9 protein-coding genes are annotated in these 12,112 nt (G+C 71.5%); 6 read left to right on the top strand and 3 right to left on the bottom strand.

The annotated features are described in order from the left end of the window. Positions 1–4 precede the first annotated feature (4 nt). Together FH610_RS04270 and FH610_RS04265 are read right to left on the bottom strand one after the other, a co-directional pair. Positions 5–1,342 carry an ABC transporter substrate-binding protein gene (locus FH610_RS04270; protein WP_139572949.1) on the bottom strand — a complete coding sequence of 446 codons (1,338 nt, stop codon included), beginning with the start codon at positions 1,340–1,342 and terminating at the stop codon, positions 5–7. 32 nt (positions 1,343–1,374) lie between these two features. After that, positions 1,375–2,595, bottom strand: coding sequence for an ROK family transcriptional regulator (locus tag FH610_RS04265; RefSeq protein ID WP_139572948.1), 1,221 nt, complete (start codon positions 2,593–2,595; stop codon positions 1,375–1,377). 176 nt (positions 2,596–2,771) lie between these two features. Here FH610_RS04265 and FH610_RS04260 point away from each other — a divergent pair, with 176 nt between their 5' ends. The 4 genes from FH610_RS04260 to FH610_RS04245 all read left to right on the top strand — a co-directional run bounded on the left by FH610_RS04260 (position 2,772) and on the right by FH610_RS04245 (position 8,399). Continuing rightward, positions 2,772–5,036: a HelD family protein gene (locus FH610_RS04260; RefSeq protein ID WP_139572947.1), complete on the top strand. Its 2,265-nt coding sequence runs from the start codon at positions 2,772–2,774 to the stop codon at positions 5,034–5,036. 467 nt (positions 5,037–5,503) lie between these two features. Beyond that, entirely contained in the window at positions 5,504–7,060 is a 1,557-nt protein-coding gene (lnt, locus tag FH610_RS04255; protein ID WP_240808752.1) for an apolipoprotein N-acyltransferase, read from the top strand. Next, the gene (locus FH610_RS04250) at positions 7,060–7,803 is read left to right on the top strand and encodes a polyprenol monophosphomannose synthase (protein WP_139572946.1); all 744 of its coding nucleotides are present in this window, start codon (positions 7,060–7,062) and stop codon (positions 7,801–7,803) included. The genes lnt and FH610_RS04250 overlap by 1 nt, the downstream gene beginning before the upstream one ends. Before the next feature lie 77 nt (positions 7,804–7,880). Further along, entirely contained in the window at positions 7,881–8,399 is a 519-nt protein-coding gene (locus FH610_RS04245) for an FxsA family protein (RefSeq protein WP_139572945.1), read from the top strand. Between the two features lie 130 nt (positions 8,400–8,529). On the opposite strand, the gene FH610_RS04240 is transcribed toward FH610_RS04245, so the two are convergent. After that, on the bottom strand, positions 8,530–9,306 hold the full coding sequence (locus tag FH610_RS04240; RefSeq protein ID WP_139572944.1) for a PRC-barrel domain-containing protein: 777 nt from the start codon (positions 9,304–9,306) through the stop codon (positions 8,530–8,532). 99 nt (positions 9,307–9,405) lie between these two features. Between FH610_RS04240 and FH610_RS42705 the strand changes: the two genes are divergently transcribed. Both FH610_RS42705 and FH610_RS04230 read left to right on the top strand, forming a co-directional pair. After that, a complete protein-coding gene (locus FH610_RS42705) occupies positions 9,406–9,543 on the top strand; it encodes a hypothetical protein (RefSeq protein ID WP_161627910.1) in 138 nt (45 codons plus the stop codon). Between the two features lie 251 nt (positions 9,544–9,794). Continuing rightward, the gene (locus tag FH610_RS04230) at positions 9,795–12,107 is read left to right on the top strand and encodes an HNH endonuclease signature motif containing protein (RefSeq protein ID WP_240808751.1); all 2,313 of its coding nucleotides are present in this window, start codon (positions 9,795–9,797) and stop codon (positions 12,105–12,107) included. Positions 12,108–12,112: the final 5 nt, after the last annotated feature.

Below are 12,112 nucleotides of genomic sequence, written 5' to 3'. Positions count from 1 at the left end.
CGGCTCAGCCGCCCGCCGTCAGCTTGAGCTTCTCGTCGATCTTCTTGTCGACCTCGGCGAGCAGCGCGTCCAGGTCGGACGCGCGGCCCGACTCCCACTTGATCTGCGCCTCCTGCAGCGTCTGCTGGTTGAAGACGGAGTTGACGTGAGCCGGCAGCGTCGTGCTGTCGGGGTTGGCGAAGACGTCGAGGAAGGTCTGGAAGTTCGGGTCCTTCTTGAGGTCCGGCGACTGGAGCGCGGGCAGCGTGCTCGGCACGTTCCTGATCGCGTTCGACAGCGTCACCAGCGAGCCGGTGTCGGTGGTGAGGTATCTCACCAGCTCCCAGGCGGCCTCCGCGTGCTTGGCGCCGCGCGGGATCCCGATGACGGTGCCGGCGATGAAGCCCGCGCCGTACCTCTGCGGCTGGTCGTCCGCCACCGGCAGCGGCGCGGTGCCGTAGTCGAGGTCGGGGGCGTCGGCCGCGAGCATGGCCGTGCGCCACTCGCCGTCGACGGCCATGGCGACCTTGCCCGTGTTGAACGGGTTCTCGGCCGACCACTCGTCACCGAAGCTCTTGCGGAACTTCTCGAGCCTGTCGTAGCCGTACCAGTCGGTGAGCTCCTTCTGCCAGGTCATCAGCTTCTTCCACTGCGGGTCGGAGCCGATGGCCGAGGTGCCGTCGGGATTGGTCCACTTCGCACCGACCATCACACCGGTGTGGATGGGGGCGTTCTCGTACATCTGGCTGGTCGGGACGAACCCGGCGACCTTGATGTCGCCCTTGTCGTCCTTGACCGTCAGCTTCTTGGCGAGGTCGGCCAGCTCGCTCATCGTCTTCGGGGGCTGGTGGCCCTGCATGAGCGTCTTGTTGTAGTAGAGGCCGTACGCGTCGGCGAGCATGGGCATCACGCAGCGCTTGCCCTGATACTGCGTGTACTCGGCGATCACCTTCGGGAACAGCGACGCCGGGTCGATGCCGCTCGCCTTCAGGTAGGGGTTGAGGTCCTGGAAGATCCCGGCCTTGCAGAACTCGGCGACGCTGTCGGTGGTGAACGACAGGGCCACGTCGGGCGGGTTGCCGCCGCGCACGGACTGGAGGATCTGGCCGTCCTGGACGGCCTTGGTCGGCTTGACCGTGATCCAGGGGAACTTCTTCCGGAAGCCGGCGAGGGTCTCGTCGAAGGCCTTGAGCTCGTTGTCGGCGCTGAAGCCGTGCCAGAACTCGATGGTGACCGGCTCGTGGCTCGCCCCGCTCTGGGCCATCTTGGGCGGCCCGCTCTCGGTGCCGGCCGTGCAGGCGGTGAGCGCGGCCAGCTCGGCCCCGATGGATAGTGCCGCGGAGAGGAAGAGAAGGCGTTTCATGGGGGGTGCCTCCCTAGTGCGTCAGCAGTGCGTCAACAGTGCGTCGAAGGGGATTTGTTCAGCGCGCCGAACAGCTCCTCGCGTACGGCGCCGAGCGCGAGGTCGAGGGCCCCGGCGAGGACCGGATTGCCCTCCAGGGTGGACAGCAGCACGCGGGGCCGGGGGATGGTCAGCGCGTGCAGCTCCCGCTCGACCGTCTCCCGCAGGACCTCGCCGCCGGCGAGCAGCACGCCGCCGGACAGCACGACGATCTCGGGATCGACCACGGCCGTGATCGCGGCCAGCCCCAGCGCGAGGCGGCCTGCGAGGTCGCGGAGGGCCTCGCGCGCGCTCTCGCCGTCCGGGCCGCCGCGTCCGGCCACGGCGACCGCGTTGCGGACGGCGCCGCTCGGCGTGGAGCCGCGCACGCCGTGGGCCCGCAGGAGGGCGAGCACGGCCGGGCCGCCCGACAGCGCCTGGAACCCGTGGTTGGCCCGCCTGCCGACGTCCCGCGCGGTGGGGGCGCCGACCACGGGCATGTAACCGACCTCGCCCGCGCCGCCGGTCGCCCCGCGATGGAGGCGGCCGCCGATGACGAGGGCCGCGCCGATGCCCTCGTCGGCCCACAGCAGCACGTAGTCCTGGTGGCCCCGGGCGCTGCCCGTGGACCGTTCGGCCTGGGCGACGAGGTTGACGTCGTTCTCCACGTCGATCGGCACGCCGATCCCGTCGCGGAGGGTCCCGATCAGGTCGGGGATGTGCCAGCCCGGGATGTGGGCGGCGTATCCCAGCCTGCCCGTCGAGGGGTCGACGGCGCCGCCGATGCCGACGACCACCCGGCTCAGCTCCGTCGGGTCGAGCCCGGCCGGGCCGCACGCCCCTGCGAGCGCGGCGCGGACCCGCTCCACCACGTCGCCCCCGGTGCGCCCGGGGGTGGCCAGGCGGTGCTCGGCGACGACCGCGCCGGTGACGTCCGCGACCGCCACGGCGATGCGCGCCGGCGTGACGTCCAGCGCCGCCACGTGTGCCGCGCGGGGGTTGATCCGGTAGAGCTCGGCCGTACGGCCCGGCAGGCCCTCGCGGATGCCGTCCAGGACGACCAGGCCGGCCTCCTGGAGCCGGGCCAGCAGCTGGGAGGCGGTCGGCTTGGACAGGCCGGTGAGGGCCCCCAGCTCGGGCCGGGTCAGCGGGCCGCGTTCGAGCAGGACCATCAGCGCGGCACGGTCGTTGATGGCGCGCAGCAGGCTCGGCGTCCCCGCGATGGGCCGGGTCATACGTTCTCCCACGAAGGCGGTTAGGAAAGTTTCCTAACTTTTGGTGCGACCGTACGAACGGGCTCGAGTGCCGTCAAGAGCGTGATCCGCGCCGAGATCCACCTGTGACCGCACCCGTTACCCCGCCGTGCCCGATGCGGGAGATGAGCGGGACGGCACGTAGAATCTGGCGGCCTATGCCAGAGTCTTCGACGGGCGAGCTGGCCCGGGAGCAGAAGTACGTCGCCGCGCTGTACGAGCGCCTCGACGTGCTGCGGGAGCGCACGCGCGGGCAGCTCGACGCCGTGCTGGCCCAGGGAGCCTTCGGCACCCACCAGAACCGCTCGGAGCGCGACAATTTCGCCGTCATGTACACCCAGCGGCTGGCCCGCCTGTGGGCGGTGGAGCACGGCCTGTGCTTCGGGAGGCTGGATCATGCCGAAGAGAGCCGGGCTGACGCGAGCCGGCTGTACATCGGCCGGATCGGCCTGGCGGACGACGACCAGCACCGGCTGCTGATCGACTGGCGGGCCCCGGTGGCGCAGCCGTTCTACCGGGCCACCCCGGCGGCCCCGATGGGCGTCACGCGGCGGCGTCACCTGCACACGCGGGGCCGCAGGGTCACCGCGATCGACGACGACCTGCTCGACCTTGACAGCCTCACCGACGCCGACCGGGCCTCGCTGAACGGCGAGGCGGCGCTGCTGGCCGCGCTCGGCGAGAAGCGCACCGGCCGCATGCGCGACATCGTCGCCACCATCCAGGCCGAGCAGGACAAGATCATTCGAAGCGACCTGAACGGCATGCTCGTCGTCCAGGGCGGCCCGGGCACCGGGAAGACCGTGGTGGCCCTGCACCGCGCGGCCTACCTCCTTTACACCTTCCGTGAGCGGTTGGAACGCCGGGGGGTGCTGATCCTCGGGCCCAACCCGACCTTCATGCGCTACATCGAGCAGGTGCTGCCGTCCCTAGGCGAGACCGACGTGCTGCTGTCCACCGTGGGCGAGCTGTACCCGGGCGTCACCGCGACCCGGGAGGAGCCGCCCGAGGCCGCCGCGGTCAAGGGCCGGATCGCGATGGCCGACGTGGTCGCCCGGGCCGTACGGGAGCGCCAGCGGATGCCGCGCACGCCCGTGGAGATCAAGCTCGACAAGTTCACGCTGAAGCTCGACCGGCAGACGCTGGAGGCGGCCCGGTCGAAGGCCGGCCGTTCCCGCCGTCCGCACAACCAGGCCAGGGCCGTCTTCATCCGCCACCTGCTGACCGTGCTCACCCGGCAGGCGGCCCGGCACCTGGGCCGCGGCAACCTCGACGAGGCCGACTTCGCCGACCTGCGCGAGGACCTGCGCACCGAGGAGCCGGTGCGGGTGGCGCTCAACCGGCTGTGGCCCTACCTCACGCCGCAGCAGCTGCTCATCGGCCTGTTCACCGACCGCGACCGGATGGCGGCGGCCGGGCTGGGCGCGCCGGAGCGCGACCTGCTGCTGCGCGAGCCGCCCAGATCGGGGGAGAAGCCGGGGGAGAACTGGTGGAGCGCGGCCGACGTGCCGCTGCTCGACGAGGCCGCCGAGCTGCTGGGGGACATCGACGAGGGGGTGCTGCGAGCCGCGCGCCGGGCCGAGCAGGAGCGCGAGGAACGCATCGCCTACGCCCGCGAGGTGCTGGAGCTGACCGGCCTGGCCGACATCATGGACGCCGAGCGCTTCGCCGAACGGCAGCAGGCCGAGGAGACCTATCTCACCACGGCCGAGCGGGCCGCCAGGGACCGCACGTGGGCCTTCGGCCACGTGATCGTGGACGAGGCCCAGGAACTGTCCGAGATGGCCTGGCGTATGGTCATGCGGCGCATCCCCGGCCGGTCGATGACGATCGTCGGCGACATCGCCCAGACCGGGTCGGCCGCGGGCGCGGCGAGCTGGGCCCGGGTCCTCGATCCGTACGTCTCGGGCCGCTGGCGTGAGGAGCACCTCAGCGTCAACTATCGCACCCCCGCCGAGCTGATGGAGGTCGCCGCCCGCGTGCTCGAACTGGTCGGCGCCGACCTGAAGGCGCCGGAGTCGGTGCGGGAGACGGGCGAGCGGCCGTGGGCCCTGCGCGTCGCCACCCTCGCGGAGGCGGGCCCGGTGGTCGCCGCGGAGGTCGTCGGGGAGGGCCGCCTCGTGGTCGTCGCCCCGGCCGGGATGACCGAGGAGATCGGGACGATCGTCCGGGCCGCGGTGCCCGAAGCGGCCACCGGCCCCGGCCCGGCCGCGCTGGACGCGCCCGTGGCGGTGCTGTCGGTGACCGAGGCCAAGGGGCTGGAGTTCGACTCGGTGATCGTGGTCGAACCCGGCCGGATCCTGCGGGAGTCGCCGCGCGGCCCGAGCGACCTCTACGTCGCACTCACCCGGGCCACGAGCCGCCTCGGCGTCGTCCACACGGAGGAACTGCCCGAGGTTCTGAACGGTCTGGAACGGCGCTGAACGGCCACCCCTCCCACCTGCGGAAATGTGGTGTTTCCGCTGATCGGGACGCGGTTGACATCTGCGCTGAGGTCGGTAGTTTGCTGCGCAGTCCAGCACGGGACTGACCGGTTGGCCGCTCTATGGCGCCGCCGACCTCTGCGTCGATGACGGAGCGTGACCCCGTCAGCACGCCAGGCGCAGGGCGGCGTCCCGCCGAGGCGGGGCACCCCATCCGGCCGGGGGGTTGGACCCAGGAGGGGCCCGGGCACCCAGTAGACAACGGAGCTCCGCGCCCGCCGCCGACGGGACGGAACCGGTCCGAAGGGCCGCCCGGGCCTTCTTCCCTTTCTTCTCTCCTCCTCCACCTGCTCCTCGCCGCCGTACAGTGGCTGAGGCCGGTTTGGCGGCCTGAGCCGCCGTCTGCGACTCTGACCTGGAATGATTTTTAGCGTCAGGACCATCGACATGCGAGGAGAGACTGTCCCGTGGCACTGAAGACGGCACAGGACGCGGCTCCGCCCGCCGCCGCGGCGCCGAAGCCACGGGTGCCGGGCGTGCTGATCCGCCTCGCCGCCTCCGTCGCGGGCGGCCTGGTGCTCTACCTCGCCTTCCCGCCCATCGGATGGTGGTTCTGCGCGCCGGTGGGCGTGGCGCTGCTCGCCCTCGCGTTGTACGGCCTGCGGCCGCGCCGGGCGGCGTGGATCGGGTACGCCGGGGGGCTGGCGTTCCTCCTGCCGGCGCTGGCCTGGGTCCGCCCGATCGGGGATGACGCCTGGCTGGCCCTGTCAGGCATCGAGAGCCTGTTCTGGGCCGGGCTGGCCTGTGTGGCCGTCCTCGTCATGCGGCTGCGCCTGTGGCCGTTGTGGGTGGCCTGCCTGTGGGTCGTGCAGGAGTGGGCCCGTGGCCTGTTCCCCGTCGGGGGCTTCCCGTGGGCGCGGCTGGCCTTCAGCCAGGGCGAGTCGCCGTACACCGGCTTCGCCGCGCTGGGCGGCGCCCCGCTTGTAAGTTTCACGGTCGCCCTGACGGGGGCTCTGCTCGCCGCGCTGGTCACACGGCGTCCGCTGAGGTGGCGGGCCGACCGGGTGCTTGCCGGGACGCTGCTCGCCGCGATAGCCGTACCGGTGCTGGGGCTGGTCGTGCCCCGGCCCGGCGACGAGGGCAGGACAGTGCGGATCGGTGTCATCCAGGGCAACGTCCCTGGGCGGGGGATGTACTTCCTCGGCGACGAGCCCGCCGTCGTGCTGCGCAACCACGCGGACGAGACGCACCGGATGGCCGAGGCCGTGCGCGCGGGGAAACTCCAGCGGCCCGAGATCGTGGTGTGGCCGGAGAACTCCACCGACATCGATCCCTACTCCAGCGCGTACGCCCGGCAGGTGATCGACTCCGCCGCCAAGGACATCGGCGTGCCGATCCTCGTCGGCGCGGTCGTCAAGATCGGCGCCGAGAACCGGGCCACCCGCGGCGTGGTCTGGGACCCGGTCACCGGCCCCGGCGCGTACTACGACAAGCGGCGGCTGGTGCCGTTCGGCGAGTACACCCCGATGAAGGAGCTGTTCCTCGCGCTGTCGTCGCGGGCGCAGCTCGTCGGCCGGCAGTCGGTCCCCGGCGACAAGCCGGGAGCGCTGCGGATGGGGCCGGTGACGATCGGCAGCGTGGAGTGCTACGAGGTGGCCTTCGACAGCACGGTGCGCGACACGGTGCTGGCCGGCGGCACGCCGCTGGTCGTGCAGACCAACAACGCCAGCTACGCGCTCACCAATCTGCCGCCCCAGCAGCTCGCGATGTCGCAGCTGCGGGCGGTGGAGTTCAACCGGGCCGTGGTCACCGCGGCGACCACGGGCATCTCCGCGTACGTCGGCCCCGACGGCCGGGTCGGATGGCGTACCGGCGAGCTGGTGGCGGGGATGAACGTCCTGAATGTCCCCGTCAGGACGAAGAACACGGTGGCGGCGGAGCTAGGTGCGCTGCCGGAGTGGATCATGGTACTCATGGGAGCCGGAGCGACGGTGGCGGCCATCTCTGGGCGGAGGAGAAGCTGATGGAGCGGACCCCAGGGCGGGTGCTCGTGATCGTCCCCACGTACAACGAGCGGGAGAACCTCCCGTTGATCACGCGGCGGCTGCGGGAGGCGCTGCCCGACGTGCACCTGCTCGTGGCGGACGACAACAGCCCCGACGGCACCGGCCGGATCGCCGACGAACTGGCAGAGGCGGACGACCACGTCCACGTCCTGCACAGGACGAGCAAGCAGGGGCTGGGCGCCGCCTACATCGCCGGATTCCGCTGGGGCCTGGCCGAGGGCTACGACGTGCTGGTGGAGATGGACGCCGACGGCTCCCACCAGCCCGAGGAGCTGCACAAGCTGCTCGACGCCGTGACCGACGGCGCCGACCTGTCGATCGGCTCCCGGTGGGTGCCCGGCGGCAAGACCGTCAACTGGCCGTTCTCACGCGAGCTGCTGTCCCGGGGGGCCAACACCTACGTCCGGCTGGTGCTCGGCATCCCGGTGCGCGACGCCACGGCGGGCTTCCGGGCCTACCGCGCGGCCACGCTGGAGAAGATCGGGCTGGACGACGTCGAGTCGCAGGGCTACTGCTTCCAGGTGGACCTCACGCTCCGCACCGTACGGCAGGGCCTGCGGGTGACCGAGATACCGATCACGTTCGTCGAGCGCACCGTGGGCAGCAGCAAGATGAGCCGGAAGATCATCTTTGAGGCCTTCTGGCGCATTGCCGTCTGGGGGGTCGCCGGGTTCGGCGATCGGTTTCGCCCGAGGCGATAGCCACGATCCACAGGAACCCCAGCGGCCGCGGGGACGTTGACGCAGACGTACGAGTGCCGGGGTGAGTGGGGCAAGACATGGTGCGGATCGGGCTGTTCCTCGGGTTCCTCCTGGTTCCCATCCTGGAGATCTGGATTCTGATCCGGGTGGGGTCCGCGATCGGCGGGTGGGAGACGGTCGCCCTGCTCATCGCCGACAGCATCCTCGGCGCCTGGCTGGTGCGCCGTGAAGGGCGGCGGGCGTGGGCGGCGCTGCGCACGGCCATCGAGTCGGGGCGCATGCCCGACCGGGAACTCACCGACGGGGCGCTGATCGTCGCCGGTGGCGCCCTCCTGCTTGCCCCCGGCTTCCTGACCGACGTGTTCGGATTTTTCATGATCCTGCCGTTCACCCGGCCGATCGCGCGGCGCTGGCTGTCGTGGTTCCTCGGCCGCCGCGTGCGGTCGCTCGCCGCCCGCTCGCCGTACGCGCCGCTCTTCGAGCGGACTGCGGGATTCGACGAGGGGGCGGGCTTCGGCGGCGCGGGTGGTTTCGGCGGGCCCGCCGGAGCGAACCGGGGCCGCGTGGTGCACGGCGAGGTCATCGACGACGACTGAAAGACGATCGGAAGCGGCCGGGTAAGCGGCCGGGCATGCCGTTGCCCCGGCGGCGGAGGCGCACCGGGGCAACGGGGCTGGTGACGAGCGGCTTCCCGGCTTCTGCCGGGTTGGTCCGGGTTGGTCCGGGTTACAGGCGCGGCTCGTCCTGGCCGGGGATGTCCCGGCGGCGGATGTCCCGATCACGGGCGTCCTCGTCGGTGACGAACCGGTCGCCGGCGCCGGTCAACGGATCGCCGGTGCCGAACCGTTCCTGTGACCGGGCCGCCGGGTCCTCGGTGCCGTACCGCTCGCTCGACGTGCGCGAGGGGTCGCCGCCGCCGAACAGCTCCTCGGACCGCGTCTCGGGGTCGCGCCGCGCCAGCGGCTCACCCGGTCGCGTGCCGGGGATCTCGGCGTCCAGCCGGTCCCTGGAGCCGAGCGCCGGGTCGTCGGTGCCGTACCGCTCCCCACCGCGGGTCACGGCGTAGTCCGCGTAGTCGCCGGGATCGTCGGCGCCGGTCCCCAGCCGTTCGCGTTCGCGCCGCCCGGCGCTGTCGGCCCAGCCGGCGAGGCTGTCGGGCCGGTTGGCGCGTTCCCAGGCGCCGTCCCAGTCCATGTCGTAGTGACGGTAGAGCTCACGCTCCTGGTCGGCCGACAGGTGCCCGTCGGCGTCCAGGTCCACGTCTGGCGCGTTCTTGACGTGCTCCTTGTCGTACGGGACCTCGACATGATCGGCCGTCAGGCTCGCGTCGTGCAGCGGGACGAAGGTCTCCTTGGTGTGGAGAAGTCCCGTCTTGACGCAGAGCCACTTCGGCCGTCCGGTCGCGTCGTCGAGGAAGACCTGCGCGACCTCGCCGATCTTGTCACCGTTGGGGTCGTGGACCGGGTTGTCGAGCACCATGGGGATCTGCTCGTGAGTGATCACGTGCTTCTCCTTGTCTCTCGCTTGGTCGGTCCCTTACTGGGCTACCGCCGATGGGAGGACGGAAACCACCTTTTCCGGAATTCGCTCTGCCGTGCCCGGGTGGCGACGCCGGTGCACCCGGCGTCGTCGCAGGTGAAGGCCCGCGTCGCGGCATCCTCCGCCGCCGCTGAAATCGCCGCCGCGCTCGTCCGGGCGGCGCGGGACCGCCGTCTCGCGCTGCCCGAGCCGCGGACGTGACAGAGGAGCCGGGGACCGGCAGCGCTGCCCTCGTCGGCGGGCGGCACGTGCGCACGGGCGGGAGACGGAATTCGTGAGCGAATTCCGGGACTCGGGAATCGGAGGGTCACCGAGGGAGTCGGGCGAAAGGGGTCTATGCCCCGAATTGCGTTTCTGTCTGTGACTCCATCTAATTTTCCTCCGCGGTTGAGTAGGGTGAGCGGGGCGTGAAAGAATTCATACAGGTTTTCGAATGAGCATGAGGAGGTGTCATGGAGTCGCCGCTTGCCGATCCTGGCCGCCTCGGTCGTTCGAACATTCCCGATGAGAACTGGTGGGAGCGGCTGACATCCCGATCGCCCCTCTGGTCCTCCGGAAGCGCGACCTACGGCGGCGAGCACGTTCGGGAGCTTTTTGGTGAGCCGAGCCGGGACCCTCGGGTCACACAAAGGTGGAATTGCCTCGTCGAGCAAATTCGGCTGCATTCGAATGCCACTGCCGGAAACCGCGCGTCTGCGACCTCGCATGCCGATGCCTTCACCGGCGCCTTCACTGGCGCCGACAGGGCTGGCGCCTCAGGTGCCGGCGCTGGCGGCGCTGGCGGTGGTGTCGGTGGTGCCCATGGCTCGGGTGCCCGTGGTTGTGGGGCCCGTGGTTGTGGGGCCGGTGGTTGTGGGGCCGGTGGTTGTGGGGCCGGTGGTTGTGGGGCCGGTGCCGGTCGGGACAAGGGCCGGTCGTCGTGGGTGTTGGTGGGTTCTCTGCGTGAGTCGGCGCAGGCGTTGGCGTTGGCGGCGGTGCCGGAGGATGTGGATGTCTGTCTTGCCGAGGCTGAGGAGTTGCTGTTTGCGCGGGATCGGATCACGTGCGCGTTGGCGGATCGGGTGGGGCGGGTGCATGGTGCGGGGCAGGCCAAGCGGCATGGGCATGCCTCGACCCGTAGTTGGTTGCGTACCGCTGGGGGGATGAGCGTCGCGGGCGCTGGGCGTCTGCTGACGTTGGCGGTGGAGTTGGCGCGTCTGCCTCGGGTGCGGGAGAAGTTCGCCGAGGGTGGGTTGGCGGCGGGGGTGGTGGAGGCGATCTGCGCGGCTACCGCGCAGTTGAGTGATGAGCATGCGGGGTTGGCTGAGTCGATTTTGCTGGAGTTGGCGGGTCAGGCGGGTGCGGCGGAGGTGGCCAAAGCGGGCCGCTACCTACGGGCGGTGCTGGACCCCGACGGTGAGGACCGCGATGAGCGGGCCGACTTCGGGCGGCGGTTTTTGAGGGTCCGCCCGACCAGGGGTGGGGGCGTGGAGGGGGAGTTCTATCTGCCGCGTGAGGCGGCCGCCCGATTGCGGGCCCTGTTGGACGCCTACGCCAAGCCGCGCGCGGAGGGCGATGACCGGCCGTTGCGGGTCCGGCAGGCGGATGCGTTCATCGCGTTGCTGGAGCAGAAGGTCGCCGCCGAGCTCCTGGTCCTGGTCACCGCCGAATCCCTCCCCACCGACCCCGAACCCGCCGACCCCGAACCCGCCGCCCCCGGCCCCGACCACCCCGGCCCCGACCATCCCGAAGACATTGACGACGCCCAGGACGCCGAGGACGCCGAAGACGCCCAGAATGCCGAGGACACGGAGGGCGCCGAGGCCGACGAGGACGGCCGGGACCGCGAAGGCACCAGCGCCACCGGCGACATCGGAAGCGCTGACGATCCCGGCGACGTCGAAGATGCCGGTGGCAGTGCCCTCGGCGAGATGGGCGGCCCCTGCGACGTGGGCAGCATCGGCGCTGCCGCACCTGCCCAGGATGAGGGCCTGTGCCATCCTGCCGACCCCGCCGACCCCGCCGACTGCGGCGACTGCGGCGACTGCGGTGACGCCGGGGCAGATGCAGGTTCACCTTCGCAGGCAGCGCGGCCGGATCCTCCTCCCGGGGACGCCGCTGCGCATCACGCCCACGCCGGGCATCGGCCTGCGGGGGACTGCCGGCATGTGCAGGGCACGTGTGAGGACCACGGCCACGAGCATCGGAGGCATGGCGAGGGCGGGTGCGGGTGCGGCGGCGACGCGCGGTGCTCGTGTGCGCCGGGGACACCGGGATCGGAGTGGGGCGTGCCAGGGAGGCCACCGGGAACAGCGCCGGGAACAGCGCCAGGGACGCTGCCGGGGGCGCTGCTGGGGGCGGCGCCGGGGGTGTTGCTGGCGACCGGGCAGATGCTGCCGGTCTCCAGCGTGCACCGCCTTGCCCGCACCAGCAGCCTGGTCCGCCTGGTAATGGACGCCGAGGGGCAGGTGCTGGACATGGGCCGCAAGGTCCGCCTGGCCACCCCCGCCCAACGCAGGGCCGTGTTCGCCCGTTACGCCACCTGCTGGATCGACGGCTGCCCACTGCCCGCCACCATGTGCCAGATCGACCACGCCGACAACTGGAGCAACGGCGGGCTCACCGACCTGAAGCTGCTCGGACCGGCCTGCCAGTTCCACAACCGCGACCGCTACCGCCACCCCGACCGCTACACCCGCCGCAAGATCGGAACCGACCGCTGGGCCTTCACCTACCACCCGGCCCACATCAGGGTCCGGAGCCCCCGACATGAACCGGGAACATGAGCCCA

Origin of the sequence: Microbispora catharanthi (genome assembly GCF_006334915.2) — a bacterium.
GTDB lineage: Bacteria > Actinomycetota > Actinomycetes > Streptosporangiales > Streptosporangiaceae > Microbispora > Microbispora catharanthi.
Note: the sequence above shows the minus strand (reverse complement) of the source record. Positions and strands in the feature narration are given on the sequence as shown.

What these genes read in the sequence shown, in the direction of transcription:
- FH610_RS04270 (WP_139572949.1), bottom strand. Translation starts at nt 1,342, where the DNA reads ATGAAACGCCTTCTCTTCCTCTCCGCGGCACTATCCATCGGGGCCGAG.
- FH610_RS04265 (WP_139572948.1), bottom strand. Translation starts at nt 2,595, where the DNA reads ATGACCCGGCCCATCGCGGGGACGCCGAGCCTGCTGCGCGCCATCAAC.
- FH610_RS04260 (WP_139572947.1), top strand. Translation starts at nt 2,772, where the DNA reads ATGCCAGAGTCTTCGACGGGCGAGCTGGCCCGGGAGCAGAAGTACGTC.
- FH610_RS04250 (WP_139572946.1), top strand. Translation starts at nt 7,060, where the DNA reads ATGGAGCGGACCCCAGGGCGGGTGCTCGTGATCGTCCCCACGTACAAC.
- FH610_RS04245 (WP_139572945.1), top strand. Translation starts at nt 7,881, where the DNA reads ATGGTGCGGATCGGGCTGTTCCTCGGGTTCCTCCTGGTTCCCATCCTG.
- FH610_RS04230 (WP_240808751.1), top strand. Translation starts at nt 9,795, where the DNA reads ATGGAGTCGCCGCTTGCCGATCCTGGCCGCCTCGGTCGTTCGAACATT.